Origin of the sequence: Alishewanella sp. SMS8 (genome assembly GCF_030737935.1) — a bacterium.
GTDB classification, from domain to species: domain Bacteria; phylum Pseudomonadota; class Gammaproteobacteria; order Enterobacterales; family Alteromonadaceae; genus Alishewanella; species Alishewanella maricola.
Genome location: NZ_JAPJEA010000003.1, coordinates 155374 through 171605, shown reverse-complemented (window position 1 = coordinate 171605; position 16232 = coordinate 155374). Strand labels below are relative to the sequence as shown.

Annotated in this window: 20 protein-coding genes; 11 read left to right on the top strand and 9 right to left on the bottom strand. The window is 46.1% G+C overall.

What is annotated here, in order from left to right:
- The first annotated feature begins 80 nt into the window (after positions 1-80).
- The 6 genes from ORJ01_RS11255 (at position 81) to ORJ01_RS11230 (ending at position 4718) form a co-directional block, all read left to right on the top strand.
- Positions 81-1661: an AbgT family transporter gene (locus tag ORJ01_RS11255; protein WP_306178108.1), complete on the top strand. Its 1581-nt coding sequence runs from the start codon at positions 81-83 to the stop codon at positions 1659-1661.
- Between the two features lie 106 nt (positions 1662-1767).
- Entirely contained in the window at positions 1768-2496 is a 729-nt protein-coding gene (gene rsmE, locus ORJ01_RS11250; RefSeq protein WP_306178107.1) for a 16S rRNA (uracil(1498)-N(3))-methyltransferase, read from the top strand.
- Positions 2497-2507: 11 nt separating this feature from the next.
- Positions 2508-3470 (top strand): glutathione synthase, encoded by a 963-nt coding sequence (gene gshB / locus ORJ01_RS11245; RefSeq protein ID WP_306178106.1) that lies wholly within the window; start codon positions 2508-2510, stop codon positions 3468-3470.
- 18 nt (positions 3471-3488) lie between these two features.
- Positions 3489-4046, top strand: a complete 558-nt coding sequence (locus ORJ01_RS11240; protein WP_306178105.1) for a YqgE/AlgH family protein — start codon at positions 3489-3491, stop codon at positions 4044-4046.
- The gene (gene ruvX, locus ORJ01_RS11235; protein ID WP_226751863.1) at positions 4046-4465 is read left to right on the top strand and encodes a Holliday junction resolvase RuvX; all 420 of its coding nucleotides are present in this window, start codon (positions 4046-4048) and stop codon (positions 4463-4465) included. The genes ORJ01_RS11240 and ruvX overlap by 1 nt, the downstream gene beginning before the upstream one ends.
- Entirely contained in the window at positions 4449-4718 is a 270-nt protein-coding gene (locus ORJ01_RS11230) for a DUF1653 domain-containing protein (protein WP_226751862.1), read from the top strand. Before ruvX ends, ORJ01_RS11230 begins: the two co-directional genes overlap by 17 nt.
- A gap of 54 nt (positions 4719-4772) precedes the next feature.
- On the opposite strand, the gene ORJ01_RS11225 is transcribed toward ORJ01_RS11230, so the two are convergent.
- Complete coding sequence (locus ORJ01_RS11225) at positions 4773-5645, bottom strand: tRNA/rRNA methyltransferase (RefSeq protein WP_306178104.1); 873 nt, start codon at positions 5643-5645, stop codon at positions 4773-4775.
- Between the two features lie 212 nt (positions 5646-5857).
- Here ORJ01_RS11225 and ORJ01_RS11220 point away from each other — a divergent pair, with 212 nt between their 5' ends.
- Both ORJ01_RS11220 and ORJ01_RS11215 read left to right on the top strand, forming a co-directional pair.
- Positions 5858-6697 carry a 23S rRNA (adenine(2030)-N(6))-methyltransferase RlmJ gene (locus tag ORJ01_RS11220; protein ID WP_306178103.1) on the top strand — a complete coding sequence of 280 codons (840 nt, stop codon included), beginning with the start codon at positions 5858-5860 and terminating at the stop codon, positions 6695-6697.
- Between the two features lie 2 nt (positions 6698-6699).
- A complete protein-coding gene (locus tag ORJ01_RS11215) occupies positions 6700-7479 on the top strand; it encodes a S1/P1 nuclease (RefSeq protein WP_306178102.1) in 780 nt (259 codons plus the stop codon).
- Positions 7480-7505: 26 nt separating this feature from the next.
- Here ORJ01_RS11215 and ORJ01_RS11210 read toward each other — a convergent pair whose 3' ends face one another.
- Both ORJ01_RS11210 and ORJ01_RS11205 read right to left on the bottom strand, forming a co-directional pair.
- Positions 7506-8051 carry a hydrolase gene (locus ORJ01_RS11210; protein ID WP_306178101.1) on the bottom strand — a complete coding sequence of 182 codons (546 nt, stop codon included), beginning with the start codon at positions 8049-8051 and terminating at the stop codon, positions 7506-7508.
- A gap of 54 nt (positions 8052-8105) precedes the next feature.
- On the bottom strand, positions 8106-8429 hold the full coding sequence (locus ORJ01_RS11205) for a DUF440 family protein (protein ID WP_306178100.1): 324 nt from the start codon (positions 8427-8429) through the stop codon (positions 8106-8108).
- Positions 8430-8522: 93 nt separating this feature from the next.
- Between ORJ01_RS11205 and rlmA the strand changes: the two genes are divergently transcribed.
- Entirely contained in the window at positions 8523-9326 is an 804-nt protein-coding gene (gene rlmA / locus ORJ01_RS11200) for a 23S rRNA (guanine(745)-N(1))-methyltransferase (protein ID WP_306178099.1), read from the top strand.
- On the opposite strand, the gene ORJ01_RS11195 is transcribed toward rlmA, so the two are convergent.
- Together ORJ01_RS11195 and ORJ01_RS11190 are read right to left on the bottom strand one after the other, a co-directional pair.
- A complete protein-coding gene (locus ORJ01_RS11195) occupies positions 9323-10519 on the bottom strand; it encodes a serine hydrolase (RefSeq protein ID WP_226751855.1) in 1197 nt (398 codons plus the stop codon). The genes rlmA and ORJ01_RS11195 overlap by 4 nt on opposite strands.
- 198 nt (positions 10520-10717) lie before the next feature.
- Positions 10718-11131, bottom strand: coding sequence for an MAPEG family protein (locus ORJ01_RS11190; RefSeq protein WP_306178098.1), 414 nt, complete (start codon positions 11129-11131; stop codon positions 10718-10720).
- 217 nt (positions 11132-11348) lie between these two features.
- Here ORJ01_RS11190 and ORJ01_RS11185 point away from each other — a divergent pair, with 217 nt between their 5' ends.
- Both ORJ01_RS11185 and ORJ01_RS11180 read left to right on the top strand, forming a co-directional pair.
- Positions 11349-13415: a site-specific recombinase gene (locus tag ORJ01_RS11185; RefSeq protein ID WP_306178097.1), complete on the top strand. Its 2067-nt coding sequence runs from the start codon at positions 11349-11351 to the stop codon at positions 13413-13415.
- Positions 13416-13550: 135 nt separating this feature from the next.
- The gene (locus ORJ01_RS11180) at positions 13551-14147 is read left to right on the top strand and encodes a thymidine kinase (protein ID WP_226751852.1); all 597 of its coding nucleotides are present in this window, start codon (positions 13551-13553) and stop codon (positions 14145-14147) included.
- 28 nt (positions 14148-14175) lie between these two features.
- On the opposite strand, the gene ORJ01_RS11175 is transcribed toward ORJ01_RS11180, so the two are convergent.
- Genes ORJ01_RS11175 through ORJ01_RS11160 form a run of 4 tightly spaced genes read right to left on the bottom strand, consistent with a single transcriptional unit; the run spans position 14176 to position 16232 of the window.
- Positions 14176-14535: an EscU/YscU/HrcU family type III secretion system export apparatus switch protein gene (locus tag ORJ01_RS11175; RefSeq protein WP_306178374.1), complete on the bottom strand. Its 360-nt coding sequence runs from the start codon at positions 14533-14535 to the stop codon at positions 14176-14178.
- Positions 14499-14936 (bottom strand): DUF2802 domain-containing protein, encoded by a 438-nt coding sequence (locus ORJ01_RS11170; RefSeq protein ID WP_306178096.1) that lies wholly within the window; start codon positions 14934-14936, stop codon positions 14499-14501. The genes ORJ01_RS11175 and ORJ01_RS11170 overlap by 37 nt, the downstream gene beginning before the upstream one ends.
- Positions 14936-15430 carry a chemotaxis protein CheW gene (locus ORJ01_RS11165; RefSeq protein WP_306178095.1) on the bottom strand — a complete coding sequence of 165 codons (495 nt, stop codon included), beginning with the start codon at positions 15428-15430 and terminating at the stop codon, positions 14936-14938. The genes ORJ01_RS11170 and ORJ01_RS11165 overlap by 1 nt, the downstream gene beginning before the upstream one ends.
- A complete protein-coding gene (locus ORJ01_RS11160; protein ID WP_306178094.1) occupies positions 15423-16232 on the bottom strand; it encodes a chemotaxis protein CheW in 810 nt (269 codons plus the stop codon). The genes ORJ01_RS11165 and ORJ01_RS11160 overlap by 8 nt, the downstream gene beginning before the upstream one ends.

The following is a 16232-nucleotide window of genomic DNA, read 5'->3' as shown; positions in this document are numbered from 1 at the left end:
TGATTATTGGTTAGTTGTACCTTCCAGGGTCATTCACTGTAACAGTGAGTACACAATAAAAAATAAAAAAAGGATATGTTATGTCTGAACAAACCGCAGCCAATAACAATGGCTGGATGAATCGTGCGCTCAATACGATTGAGGTGGTGGGTAATAAATTGCCCGATCCTGCCGTATTATTTGCATTGTTAATGGTGATTGTTTGGGTAACCTCGTGGTTACTGTCGGGGGTGAGCTTTGATGAGCTGGACCCTCGCTCTGGTCAACAAATCGCCATAGTCAACTTGCTTTCGGGTGAAGCGTTAACGAACTTCACCTCCAATATAGTCAATACTTTTGTCACCTTCCCGCCGCTGGGTGTGGTACTGGTTGCGATGCTAGGTTTGGGCGTTGCCGAATATACCGGTTTTATTAATGCTGGCCTACGCTCAATTTTATCCGTTACCCCGAAAATGCTACTGACCCCAGTACTTGTTGCGGTAGGTGTACTCAGTCACGTTGCGGTTGATGCAGGCTATGTGCTCGTGGTGCCGCTTGGCGCAGTGATATTTTATGCTGCAGGCCGTCATCCTTTAGCCGGTATTGCTGCCGCCTTTGCGGGTGTATCCGGCGGCTTCTCAGCTACTTTCTTTGTGCCATCGAGCCTAGATCCGTTACTCGCCGGATTAACACAAACCTCAGCACAAATTCTTGACCCCAGCGTCACCATCAACCCGCTGAATAACTATTTCTTTACCACTGCGTCAACCTTTTTAATTATTGTGATTGGTTGGGTGCTGACGGATAAAGTGATTGAACCTCGGTTGAAAAGTACTAAAGTTGATGGTGATACGTCACAAATGGTGACCATGGAAGCCTTATCGCCTAATGAGTCTCGTGGTTTACGAGCAGCAGGCTTATCGATGTTAGCGGTTATCGCCTTACTTGCCTTAAGTATCGTGGTACCAGAACAAACACCTTGGGCAGCTAAACCAGAAGAGGTATTAGCCGGTGTAAACCCATTGCTTACTGCCGCCGCACCACTAATGAAATCGATTGTGACCATTATCTTTGTGTTCTTTTTAGTGCCAGGTATTGTATATGGTTATGTGTCTGGCTCGGTTAAAAATCACCGCGATGTGGTCAAGGGCATGAGCCATGCTATGAGCGGTATGGGCTATTACATTGTGATGGCATTTTTCTGTGCACTATTTTTATACGCTTTTAACCAATCTAATCTAGGTGTGTTACTCGCCGTAAAAGGCGCTAATGCTTTAAAGGCTATGGGCTTGCCTTTGAGTATGACGCTGGTGGGTATTGTATTCTTATCTGGCTTCGTCAATTTAGTGGTCGGTTCAGCGTCGGCTAAATGGGCACTGATTGGCGCTATTATGGTGCCTATGCTGATGGAGTTAGGCATTTCGCCTGACTTAACGCAAGCAGCTTATCGGGTAGGTGATTCATCAACGAATATCATCACCCCACTGTTACCGTACTTCCCGCTGATTGTAGTGTTCTGCCAAAAGTATGTTAAAAACAGTGGTATTGGTACCTTAGTTGCACTGATGCTGCCGTTCTCGGTAGTGATGCTTATATTGTGGACGGCTTTCTTGCTTGGGTTCTGGGCATTAGATCTGCCACTGGGCTTTGGATCAACTTACGAATATGTGCCTGTGCGCTAAGTTGTTTCATTCCTACTTTGCAAAACCGCTGTTCGCAGCGGTTTTTTATTTTGAACCCGCAGCTCAGGCTGCTAACATTAACGCTTTTAGCATCGGAACCGCCGGCATGCGTATACCTCGTATTTATACACCTCAAACGTTGAGTGTTAATCAAACATTGTGGCTTGATGATGACGCAGCAAATCACGTATCTCGCGTGTTACGCATGCAAACGGGCCAAGCCATACAACTCTTTAATGGCGATGGCTTTAATTACGACAGCAACATTGTAGATGTCAGCAAAAAACAGGTGCAGTTACAGGTTGTGGCACAACAGGCTAACCCGGTTGAGTCGCCGCTATCTATTCACTTAGGTCAGGGTATTTCCCGCGGCGATCGCATGGACTTCGCTATTCAAAAAGCCGTAGAGTTAGGTGTGACTGAAATTACCCCCCTATTTACCGAACGTTGTGGCGTAAAACTGGATGGCGAACGTTTGGCTAAACGTAACGAGCAATGGCAAAAAATTGCCATAAGTGCCTGTGAGCAAAGTGGTCGCAGTGTTGTGCCAAGGGTGCATCAGGCCATTTCTTTAGCGCAATGGCTGGCCCAACAAACAAAAGAATTAAAACTCACCTTGGATCCGCGCGCCAGCGCCACCATTAAAACATTATGTCCAGCGCAAACAATTCGGCTGGTTATTGGCCCGGAAGGCGGCTTTACGGATGCCGAAGTCATCGCGACGGCCCAAGCCCAGTTTACGGGTATTCAGCTTGGACCGCGCATTTTACGAACAGAAACGGCTGCACTAACCGCCATTAGTGCCTTGCAATTGCAATTTGGCGATCTTGCCTAAGGTTAAATGTTATGACGATAAAACTGGGTATCGTGATGGACCCCATCAGCCAAATCAACATCAATAAAGATTCCAGCTTTGCCATGCTGCTACAGGCGCAAAATCGTGGTTATGAAATTCATTATATGGAAATGGCCGACTTGTATTTATTACAAGGCCAAGCGCGTGCCCGCACGGTTACGCTGCGGGTACAACAAGATCAACATAGCTGGTATCAATTTGGCACAGAACAGGATATCGCTCTGAGCGAACTTGATGTGATCCTGATGCGTAAAGATCCACCGTTTGATACCGAATATATTTATGCCACTTACATGCTAGAGCGAGCAGAAGACTTGGGGACTTTAATCGTTAACAAGCCGCAAAGCCTGCGTGATGCCAATGAAAAACTCTACACCAGCTGGTTTAGTCAGTTTACGCCTAAAACCTTAGTCAGCCGTGATCCTTCACGTTTAAAAGCCTTCTATAAAACTGAGCAGGATATTATTTTGAAGCCGTTAGATGGTATGGGCGGCGCATCGATCTTCCGCTTACAACCGGGCGATCCGAATATCAGTGTCATCATTGAAACGCTGACTGAACATGGCAGTCGTTACGCTATGGCACAACGTTTTATTCCAGAAATTACCCAAGGTGATAAACGAATATTGGTGATCGATGGTGAACCTGTGCCATACTGCTTAGCAAGGATCCCTGCTTCAGGGGAAACACGCGGCAATCTGGCCGCGGGTGGTCGAGGTGAAGCTCGAGCCTTGTCTGAAACCGATTGGCAAATCGCTAAAGCCATCGGTCCAACACTAAAAGCCAAAGGGTTAATCTTCGTCGGTCTAGATGTTATCGGCGATAAATTAACTGAAATCAATGTTACCAGTCCAACCTGTATTCGGGAAATCGAAGCCGCTTTTCCGATCAGTATTACCGGCATGTTGTTTGACGCCATTGAAAAGCGCCTGGCAGCACGCTTAACGCCGTAATGATATCGCGGAGGTTGTATGCAAGGATTTCAGAACCATTTTCTCATTGCAATGCCTGCTTTGGACGATCCAATGTTCAAACGCAGTGTAACCTATGTTTGTGAGCACAATGATGAAGGCGCTATGGGTATTGTTATCAATCACCCTCTCCCGGTCAGCGTGGCTGATTTATTAAAACAACTCGAAATAACCTTTGATGCCGACAGCCCGGTGGCCAGTAGCCAAGTTTGTGCTGGCGGGCCGGTTCAGAGTGATCGTGGCTTTGTATTGCATACCGCTAAACCGGGCTATCATAGCAGTATGCCGTTGGAAAACGGTTTAATGGTCACGACCTCAAAAGATATTTTGATGGATTTAACCACCGCCGCTGCGCCAGAGAAGTTTATTTTGGCGCTGGGCTATGCCGGTTGGACCGCCGGCCAGTTAGAGCAAGAAATTGCAGACAATAGCTGGCTAGTAGTTCCTGCCGATAATCATATCATTTTTGATTTGATCCATGCTGAAAAATGGCAATCCGCAGCCGCGGCCATTGGCATTAAACCTTGGCAATTAACCAACGAGGCTGGCCACGCTTAATGCAACATCGCACCATTTTATGTTTTGATTATGGCACCAAAAGTATCGGGGTCGCTGTCGGTTCAGAATTAACCGGCAGTGCTACCTTACTTCCTGCTTTAAAAGCGCGTGATGGCATTCCGGAATGGGAGCAGATTGAGCGCTTAATAAAAGACTGGCAGCCGCAGTTATTGTTAGTCGGTTTACCGCTTAATATGGACGGTACTGAGCAAGACTTTACCGTGCGAACACGTAAATTCGCCAACCGCCTCCATGGCCGCTTTGGTTTAGCCGTCGCGCTACATGATGAGCGTTTATCCACCGCAGATGCGCGCAGTAGACTATTTGCAGAAGGCGGTTACCGTAATCTGAGTAAAGATAAAGTAGACAGCCTATCGGCACAGATCATTTTTGAGGGCTGGCATGAACAACAACACTAAGCCTGACTTGCCACAAGGCTATTATCAACACTACAAAGGGCGTTATTACCAAGTTGTTGACTTGGCTATGCATAGCGAAACCGCCGAATGGCTAGTGATCTATCGTGCGCTATACGGCGATTTTGGCCTGTGGGCTCGCCCCGCCACCATGTTTAGTGAAAACGTTGATATTGCTGGCGAACTGATCCCGCGCTTTAGTTATGTTGGCTCAACCTTACCCAAAGCACTAAGCTCACTGGCAAATACCCCTTAACGATGGGTAACAGTGACGCTAATAATCTCGCTGTTACCCATACTACAACGCGCCCTAACTTTGTTGTCGATACCACTCACCCAGAATTAAGCTCGCGGCCACACTCACATTAAGCGATTCCACTTTACCGGTGCCGGGTATTTGCAGCGCGATATCGGCGTTTTTCGCAACATGTTGCGATACACCAAACATTTCTTCACCAAACACAATCACCACTTTGGCCGGTAATGGCGTGTTATATAACGAGCTGCCGCCATGGCTAGAGGTTGTAATAAGCGTATAACCTGCCTCTTTACAGAGCTTCAGTGCCAGTGGCAGATTGTCGCAACTTAAACCATCGACAAATTCACCGCCGCCTTCAGCGGTGCGTAGCGCCGCGCCCGATTGTAATAACTCAGGCTGCTTCATAATAATGCCGCCCACGCCAAAATGAGCACAGCTGCGCGTAATAGCGCCTAAATTATGCGGATTACCCACGCCATCTAACGCCAGCAAACAATCTTGCTTGCGCCCTTTTTGTTGTAAATAGTCGGCAAGTTTTTGCTGCGGTTTACGTTTTACCAGCAGCACTATGCCACCGTGATGGCCACTGCCGGCTACTTTTTCAAGCTCGGCATCATCAACAATATGGTAGGCTTTTTTCGCTGCTGCTAAATACTTCATCATATCGGCAAACTTTGGTGCCAGCTGCGCCGATAAATACAAACGGATTACTGACTCTGGCCGTTGTTGAAACATGACCCGACAGGCATTCTCACCGTAAATTTTACCTTCGTTATCCAACACGGTTTTCAACGGCTTAGCGGTTTGCGGTTTTAATGCGGCTACCGGACGTTTTGCTTTATTTGCTGCTGATTTCGCGTTTTTCATCCAAGGCTTTTGCAACGGATCCGCTGCTTTGCCGCCTTTTGGCCGTTGTTGTGACATACCCATTCCCGTTTCTTTAGCATTTTGCTATCGCTTGCTGTATGCCGCAGATTTTAGCAGTTAGGCGCCGACAATACTTGGTTTTTTCTTGCACCGAGTCCGCGTGGGTCTGCTGCAAAGCGATTGCTATTAGTGCCATGGTTTTAACACTTGTTTTTTTAAGTTAACGCAGTATCCTTGGCGCCTTAAATGGCAAAGCAAGGCTCTTCTTTATGCTCAGTTATCGTCACAGCTACCATGCGGGTAATCACGCCGATGTGGTAAAACATCTTACCGAGGTAGCCATCTTAGACTACCTGCTAAAAAAAGATAAACCGCTGTGTTATCACGATACGCATGCCGGCGCGGGCCTGTATAGTTTGCAAAGCGAACACGCGCTAAAAACCGCTGAATACCAAGGCGGTATTGCTAAACTTTGGCAATACGAAGCGCAAAGCTCCTTATTAAAACGCTATATCGCGCTAATTAACCAACTTAACCCCGATGGCGAACTGGCTTTTTATCCGGGCTCGCCGAAAATTGCCGCGTTAATGCTGCGTAATGACGACCATATTCAAGCCACTGAACTGCATCCTACCGACTTTCCGGTGCTAAAAAGCCAATTTGTGCGCCGCCGTTATACGCGTATTGAAAATACCGATGCTTATGCCGGCTTTAAAGCGATGCTGCCGCCCTTGGTCAAGCGCGGTTTAGTGTTAATAGACCCGCCTTATGAGTTAAAAACCGAGTATCAAGACTTGGTTACAGGCTTACAAGAAGCCTATAAACGCTTTCCGCAAGCGACCTATGCCATTTGGTATCCGGTGATTGAACGCATCGCGGTTGAAGCCTTTATAAATAGCCTTGTTGCTACTGGCATTAAAAATCAGTTACGTATTGAGTTTAATTTACATGCCGATAGCCATGGGCATGGCATGACGGGCAGTGGTATGTTGGTGATTAACCCGCCTTACACCTTAGCCGAGGACATGCAAGGGGCGTTAAACGAAGTGCAACAACAGATCGGTGAAGCGGCCAGCCGCTTTAGTATTACTCAACTGGTTGGAGAATAAATATGCGCAGTTTTTTAGTGTTATGTGCTCTGTTAATAAGCTTCAATAGCTTTGGTTTTGGTCGCACGGGGCATGCGCTGATCTGTAATATGAGCTTACAATTACTGTCGGTACAAACCCAACAGCACGTGGCGAGCTTAGTTGCCGCCTCACCTCATACCGAATTCGCCAATGCTTGTGCGTGGCCAGATGAAGTGCGCAGTGAAGAGGAATATCGTTGGAGTGCGCCGCATCACTATGTGAATATGCCGCGCCCAGAGCAAGAAATTAAGCATGAACACTGCCCAGAACAAGGCTGTATTTTATCGGCTATCGCCGATATGCAGCAGCGTTTAACCGCAGATGCGACTGACTGGCAAGCCTTGTTATTTTTAGCGCATTATATTGGCGACTTACATCAACCACTGCATGTCAGTTATGCCGATGATCTTGGCGGCAATCGCACTGCTGTGTATTTTTATAACCCAGAAACGCCGGCTAATTTACACGGCATTTGGGATAGCAGCATGCTACACAAGCTAGGTTATGACGAAGATTACCAGAGACAAGAATGGTTATTTTTGCAAATTAACCCAGAAAACACCGCGCTATGGCAACAAGGCAGTGTGTTAGATTGGGCAAATGAATCTGCACGGTTAACCTTTGATATTTATCAGCATTATCGGCCAGGCATGTTAATTGACGACAGCTATTTAGAACAGTATCAAGCTAATTTAGAGCAACGTTTACAACAAGCTGCGGTGCGATTGGCGCTTTTGCTAGAACAGCTGCTCGGTCAATAAGGTTTTGCCTCAAAACGACCAAACGCTTATTTGATCCACCCTTTGCTAATTTGCCGGAACAACTCTGTTCCGGCGCGCTCTAGCCATTCAAAGGCTAACATTTCCTTACTGATCACTACTGCACCGGCTTGTTGCATGCGACTAAGCGCCAACTGTTTGTTTTCAGGCGTACGCGAGCCGACCGCTTCGCTAACCAAATACACTTGATAACCTGCGGCAAGTAAGTCCAGCACCGTTTGCAACACACAAACATGGGCTTCAGTGCCAAGCACCACGACTTGCGGCCGTTGCTGTGCGGCAACAGCCGCAACAATCTCGGGTTCACGCATAGCACTAAAATGAATTTTTTCATGCACCGCGCCACTAGGAAGTAACTCGAGCAATGAGGGGATAGTATGACCTAAGCCAGCTGGATAATGTTCTGTCGCCATTACCGGCACGTCACATAAGCGGGCAATTTGTAATACCCAAGCGGCAGCCTGACTCAGCTGCGCGTGATCAGCAATAGCTGGAGCCAATTTGCTTTGGATATCAATCAGCAAAACCTGACTCTGTTGTACCTGCAATAACATAGAGACTCCAATACTAAACCTTTTAGCTAAAACACCCTTACCGAATCATTCGTTTTATTGCCCACGCCACAACGCATGGCACAGGGTTTCATGCTTTTCGCGACTTAACAAAATACGGGCTAATACCAAGTCGGCACTGCCGTTCTCGCCCGTTACACCAATTTGTGCTTCGTAGTGCAGTTCGGGTTCAAGTTCTTGATTGACGGTGTCAATCCAATCACTGCTTGGTACCACCAAATCGACATAGCCGCGTGCTTCATAATGCTGCTGATAAAACTGATAATCTTCAGCTGATAGGTTATCGGCTGCTAATTCTTCAAATATATCAAAGGCATGGTCACATAATTCATCTAAAGACCACATTTCCAATTCTTGCATAAATCCCCCACATAATTTGTCGCAGTATACCAAGGCTTTGCGGCGAAAGCTTGCCTGCTGCTACAATAGCGTTTTTGCTATCTTGGTTTAACTATGTACCTGTGCCCACTGTGTCAACAAGCTTTAGTTTTAAATAATAAACAGTATCAGTGTGTCAATCGACATAGTTTTGATCAGGCCAAAGAAGGCTACGTTAACCTGTTGCCAGTACAGCAAAAAAACTCGCAAGATCCGGGTGATAATAAAGAAATGATGCAAGCCCGCCGCGCTTTCTTGCAAGCCGATTGGTATCGGCCAATGGCCGAGCAAGTTGGCAACATGTTACAACCGCTGCAGGTCACTACTTTGTTGGATCTAGGGTGCGGCGAAGGCTATTACAGCAACCTATTACAGCAACAATTAACTCTCGAAGAACAGCATGGCATCGATATTTCAAAATGTGCCATTCGCTCTGCCGCCAAGCAATATCCACAGGTTCACTTTGCGGTCGCTAGTGCTTACAGTTTACCTTTTGCCGCAGGTTATTTTGATGCCATAGTGCGTATTTATGCGCCCTCTTTAGCCAGTGAGCTGAGCCGTGTGCTCAAAGTGGGTGGTCACTTACTTACCGTTACCCCCGCCCCTGAGCATTTACTGCAACTCAAAAAAGCGATTTATAGCGAAGTACGTTTGCACAGTGATGCCGTTACTGAAATAACAGATTTTCAGCATGTTACAAGAGAACGGTTGAGTTTTCAGCTAATGCAGTTAACGGCAACCGATCTAATGCAGTTGATCACAATGGTGCCATTAGGCTGGAAGTTCAGTGCTGCAGTCAAAGCAGAATTACTGGCGCAAGCGCCAGTAATTCAATGTGATTTTTATTTAGATTTATATCAGAAAGTTGCCAAGGCTTAACAGCTAGACGCTTTTTTTGTGCTGTTTTTCTCGGATAGTTTGCAACCTGCCAGTAAACTGGCTTTGTCTTCTTTTTGCATTGCCGTAAACATGGTAGACCAAAAATGCGTGCTTAATTCTGCAACCACATTCGATTCCGCATTTAATAAAATCACTAAGCCCAACTCACGATCTTTAGAATACGCTAATTCGGCACGAAAGCCTTGTACCCAACCACCGTGATACACCAGTTGCTCTTGACCAAACTGATAGACGCGCCAGCCCAGGGCATAATGGGCATCGGTAATATGTTCACGCCACTGACGACGGCGCAGATCGCGAACCGTGCGAACACGCTTGTTCGTCATATATTGCAGTTGTTCGCTATTTAGCACCTCGGGGTTATAACCTAATTGCGCAATTAACCAATAGCCTAAATCAATAGCACTGGCATTGACCCCTGCGGCCGGTGCAAAACGATAGTAACTTTCGCTAACGGTACGTGGATACCATTTACCTTTAGCTTTCACATGCGGAATGGCGCGATTTTCAGTATCTAAAAACCCCTGATAGCCCACCGATGCCGTTGGCATATGCAGCGGCTCAAAAATATTTTGCCGTAACAAACTGGCATAATCTTGCGAGGTCGACTGCTGCATAATAGGTTCAATTAAACTGAACAAGACATTTTGATAGCCATAACACTGGCCGGGTGTACACAGCGGATCTAACTTTTGAAATTGCGGTAAAATACGTTCAGGCTGAAAATTAGCCTCAATCAGGTTGTCATAAGCATTGGCAATCACCCCAGTGCTTTGCGACAGTAAATGTTCTACTTTTAATTTATTATTAAACGAACGCGTTTTAAACGAAAAATCAGGTAAATAGCGATTGACCGGATCATCCCATTTAAAATGACCTTGCGATGCCAGAATACTGGCTAAACCACCGGCGAAGGTTTTAGAAACAGAAGCAATCCGAAATACGGTAAAAGCGTCAACAGGTAGCTTGCTACCCACTTCACGTACACCAAAGCCTTTAGCGCGAATAATCTTGTTTTTATAAACAATAGCATAGGCTGCACCAGGCACTTGCTGTTGCTGCACTTGTTCTTGAAAGAACTGGTCAAACTCTTTTAATAGTTCTGGCGAAGGCTCGGCAAAAACTGTAAAGCTAGCACCTAAACATAACAAACCGCATAACGCTTTTAGCAAAATAACCTCATCTACTACTGATCTACCGCTTCAGGGCAAATCAAGGGTTAGTCTTGGTTAATCATAGCAGCTAAACCCCAGTGTACTCTAGGGTTAGTTCTGCGTTACCTGCTATTTTTGTTTTGGTTGGTTAAGGCACTAACCCTTTATTTTCAGGCCTAAATACAAGCCGGTGTATTTTATTAACAAATGCACAAACTATAATGCCAATAGCAGCAAACGGCCCCAAATCACCCACAGCACCACACAACCTAAGACAAATAACCGAAAACGTGGACGCAAGGTATTGCTACCAATATGCACCACGGTATGTGCGATACGTAGCAGCACAAAGGCCGTACCGAGCAACAAAAAGGCCAAATCGGCCAAACCAAACTGCAATATAAATAACACACTAAATAGATACAGCATGGGCATCTGAAATTGATTATCGAAATTACGGCCGGTCGCTATGACTTGTTGATCCGCGCCACGTAAATCCATGGTTTGAAAAGCGGCCATGTTAATTTGTTTGTTACGAGCCGCTTTGAAACGTCGCCGCCCCATCAGCACCATGACCACGCTTGTTAGCACGACTTGCGCAAAAACGGTCAATAATAACCACTTTTCCATCTTTTATTTCCTTAAATCAACGATATTGTTGTTGGGTAGTATGCCTGTTTTAAGGTAAAACAACCATTAAAGGTCTAAAAGCTAATGTAAATTTAAACTACGCAAGCTAGTAGACACTGCGGTATCATAAGCCTGCACTGGCAAATGCTGTGGCTATGCAGAGCAAACAGCTGATGAAAACGACGCAGTAAAGGCTTGTATAGGGTATGAGGTGTTAATGGATAAATTAAATGCGCTGATGCTCGTTCGCGCTTTAGCCGCTGAAAAAGAAGGATTACCCCTGCTAAAACACTTAGTGGGCTGGGTAAACGAGTCACGCTTTAGCTTTGAGCGTAAAAAGCGCGCTAAAAAATTATTAGAAACACTGCAACAAAATCTCGCTGAAAGTGAAATGATTGCCAACAACTTGTTCAGTTGGCTGTGCAGTGTGCATATCTACCCGGCATTAGTCAGCCTTGGCGTATTTTCACGTCGCGGTTTTTTTCGTGAACTATCTAGCCGCCTCTATGAAAAAGTGAACCCAGCACCGCGTGATCTGAACGAATTAAAAGACGTGCTGGCCGAGGTTTTTAAAAAAATTGTTATTGATGATGAAGAGCATGTTGATGGCCCAGGCTTGTTTACCGAGTTCAGCAGCTTTTTTCTAAGCGTAGTCAGCAAAGAAAAACTAACGGCATTTGAAGAGCACATGCATGAAGATGCCTTGTGTGCACTGGAAATGCTCAGTGTTTGGATCGCTGCAGAAGAGATGGAGCCGGATCTGATGCGATTAGATAAGCGGCTCAACAACATTGATTCTGCATTTATTGCGCTGCATCGTGAACTGAATATGTTAGTGGGCCATTATCGGCAAAAACAACCGGATGTCGAATTACCGCTCTACGACTGTGCACATTACATCGTGATGGTTGAGCAATGCTATGAGCAAATAGACCGCTTAAGACGCCGTGCGGCAGCAGCAGGCAGCACGGTGGCCGTGTCTCATCTGTTAGAACGCTTAGAGCAAACGCTAAGCCGGATAGAACAATTAGTGATATTGATTACCGGTCAGGATCGCGCCGAGCTGCACCGGCATACTTTAGAGTTAACCGAGCAGTTACTGTATACCAGCCGCGAGAAAAAAAGCGTGCGTGCGCTATGGCGCAGCAGTACTCAGCTGTTATCGAAAAGCATCAGCGTGAACAAAAGCAGTCATGGTGAACATTACATCACCCGCGATAAAAGCCAATTTTTTGGTTTAGTGGCCTCAGCCGCAGGTGCAGGCGTGATTATTGCCGTGATGGCACTGATTAAAATTCATATCCAAGCGCTGGGGTTATCCCCCTTCTCTAACGCTGCGCTGGCCAGTTTAAATTATGGCTTAGGTTTTGTGCTCATTCATATGTTAGGCCTGACTGTCGCCACCAAGCAGCCAGCCATGACTGCGGCCAGTTTTGCCGCTGAAGTTGAAAAAGGTGAAAACGGCCGGGCAGCCCATAAAAAACTGGCAACCTTACTGATTGACGTAAATCGGTCGCAGTGGGCTGCAGTATGGGGTAACGTCAGTATTGCCGTGATAACCGCTTCAATTATTGCCTTGAGCTTTTGGTATTGGCAAGATCGCTCCATTTTAGATGCCGCTGCGGTGTCTTATCAGTTAGATGCCATCTCACCTTGGCATGGCTCACTGTTTTTTGCGGCTATTGCGGGGGTTTGGTTATTCTGCTCGGGCATTATTGCCGGTTTTTTTGAAAACCGCGCCAATTATCTTGAATTAAATTTACGGCTATACCAACACCCCTTACTGAAAAGGCTCTTACCGCAACGTGCACGTAAAGCTTTTGCCGAATATTGGCATGAAAACTATGGTGCCTTGGCCGGTAATTTCTTTTTTGGTGTGTTATTAGGCATGACCAGCTACTTAGGCTACTTGCTTGATTTACCGTTGGATATTCGGCATGTCGCTTTTGCTTCAGCCAATTTAGGCTACAGCACAGTCGATGGCGATTTGGGCCTCTTCGGCTTTTTGTTTTATCTAGTGATGGTGTTATTAATTGGTTTTGTTAATTTGTGGGTGAGCTTTACTCTCGCCCTAACCGTGGCACTGCGCGCACGCGGCACGCAAATTGGTAAGTTTTCGTTGTTACTGAAAAGTGTGTTCGAGCAAATAAAACAAAATCCGTTAAATTTATTCTTTCCAATAGTGCAACCCGCTAAACCAACACAAAATAATAAAAAAGCAGATGACAGCGCCGTTAAGCGCGCTGAAAAACCGCAAGAAAGGGTGAAAACTGCAGATCATTAACACCATACCAACGCCCTGCTGCCGGTTAATTTAAGCCGCAGCAGGCAGTTAAATCCTGCTAGGCTTGAAGCGCAGCTAGCTGATTTTCTATAGTAAGTTGGTATACTGCGCCGTCAGCATTTTTAGGGTACCGTAATGGCTCAATTGTATTTTTATTATTCGGCAATGAATGCCGGCAAATCCACTTCTTTACTGCAAAGTGCCTATAACTATCAAGAACGCGGCATGACGGTGGCCATTTTCACCGCTGCTTTAGATAATCGCTTTGGTTTAGGTAAAGTCAGTTCGCGCATTGGTTTGGCCATGGATGCGCACATTTTTGATCACCAATTCGACTTTTTCACTACACTGCAACAACAAAAAGCCGCAGGTCGTTTAGATTGTGTGTTGATTGATGAAGCACAGTTTTTATCAAAAACACAGGTGCGGCAGCTGACAGACGTAGTAGATGAGCTAAATGTGCCGGTGTTGGCCTTTGGCTTACGTACAGATTTTTTGGGTGAAACCTTTGCTGGAAGCCAGGCACTTTTAGCTTGGGCGGACAAATTGATTGAATTAAAAACTATTTGTCATTGTGGTCGTAAAGCGAATTTTGTGGTGCGGTTAGATGAACATGGCCAGGCAGCGACAGCGGGCTCGCAAGTACAAATTGGCGGTAATGAAAGTTATGTTTCGATGTGTCGTCAGCACTTTAAAGCGCTAGTATGGCAAAAGCCAGAAACGGCTGAATAGCCCTTTGGCTACAACAAGAACATGAGGGTTAGGCTTTTAGGTCAATACGCTGATGAATGTTATGCCAGTTTTCAGGAAACTTGCCTTGCAGTACATAGGAGAAAGCAATTAACTCGGCGATAATCAGATACAAGGCCTTAGGGATCTGATCGCCTAATTGTAATTGGCTTAACAGCCGAGATAACTCGGCATCTTCATGTATCAATACACCGTGCTCACGCGCTAGGGCAATAATATCAGCTGCTAACTGGCCATGCCCTTTTGCAATAATAATGGGCGCGCCGGCGCCGTCATATTTTAGCGCGGTAGCGCTTTGCTCTGGCTGATCACTCATAGCGACCTCTGCTTTGCTTAACCTTGTTTTTGTTGATGCAAATTGACCAACAATTCAGCTTCAGCGCGTGGTAATTCACATTCACGGATAATTTCTTCGAGATCAGCGCCCAGCTCCACCATCTTCATGGCTCGGCTATAAATTTTACTCTCTGGATCGCTTAGTGCAATCACTTGATGCTGTTCGTGTAACTCAGCTAATTGGTTTTTTAAGCGCTGTTGCGACTCTTGTAAATTGAGTACGCGCTGGCCAACACCAATCACGCCTGAGCGCAGCTCTTCTAGCTCAGCCTGCGCTGTGGCCGCGTGTTGCTGGCTGCTCTCAAGCTGAGCACTCAGTAGACTGACTTTACGCTCAACTTGTGCCAAACGCTTACGCAGCCATAAGGCCAGAAGCAGCACACTGACTATGCCTAGGCCTAACAACGGCCAGACTAACCAAACAGGTATGTTCATCAAAGGCTGTTAATCTCATCCCATTCTTCATCATTTAGCATTTTATTCAAGTCAACCAAAATGAGTAACTCACCATCGCGGTTAGACACACCTTGAATAAAACGTGCACTTTCATCGGTACCGACATTCGGTGCACTATCCACCTCAGACTGTTTTAAGTAAACCACTTCGGCGACACTGTCGACCAAAATACCAATTACTTGCTTTTCTGCTTCGATAATCACCACACGAGTATTATCGGTGACCTCGGCTGGAGGTAAACCAAATCGAGCCCGCGTATCAATAACGGTAACAACATTTCCGCGTAAATTAATGATGCCCAGTACATACTCTGGTGAGCCAGGTACAGGTGCGATCTCACTGTAACGCAGCACCTCTTGGACCTGCATCACATTGATGCCATAAGTTTCTTCCTGCAAACGGAAGGTTACCCATTGCAACACTTCGTCGACAACCTGTTTTTTATCTGCCGATTGGGAAACTTTATTACTCATCTACAGCTCCTCGTGCTCTATTTCTGCGGGCGTTGATATCGAGGCCTTGGTTTAGCAAGGCGATTAGCTCGTCAACTTCAAGTAAGACACACATATGTTCTTTGATCAATCCGGCGATCCACGGGCGCTTGCCTTGGTGTTCACGCCACTTCACTTCTTCAGGTTCTAAGGTCATGGTATCAATTAGGCTTTCGCAACACAGCCCCCAATTACTTGACCCTAACATAATGAGATAATTATAGTTTAACTCTTGTTCCAGAGCTTCGTTATATTTTTCTGGCATGACCCAGCGCGCGGTGTCGACCACATTGATTTTTTGTTCACGATACAACATCACGCCGCGAAACCAATTCGGCTTGCCAAATAAACTGGTAATGGTTCTAAGCTCATGAATACCACCAAGTTCAGTCAATGGCACTGCAATTTTTAAACCGGCCACATTAAAAAATAATACTTGAAACCGTTCTTTTCGATACGCTTTCGCCGTTGTATCGGAGGCAGCGACGGTATTAGCCGCTAAACGCTGTGCTATGGGGATCGCTCTGTTACTGGCAACCTCAGTGTGCTGCACGGCCAGTTTGGCCGGTGCTAAAACGGGTTCAACCGGCGTTTTTACATTAACCGCGGCGGCTGTCGCAGCCACGGGCTTCGCAGTAACAGCTTGCGCTAATAATGTGTTTAATTCAGCACGTTGTTTTTCCGCAACAGCACTAACGGCGACCTCAGCGCGATCATCGTCTTCGGTTAATAACGAATCTAAATAGCCTTGAATCACTTTTTGACTGGCAATTAACTGGCTCAC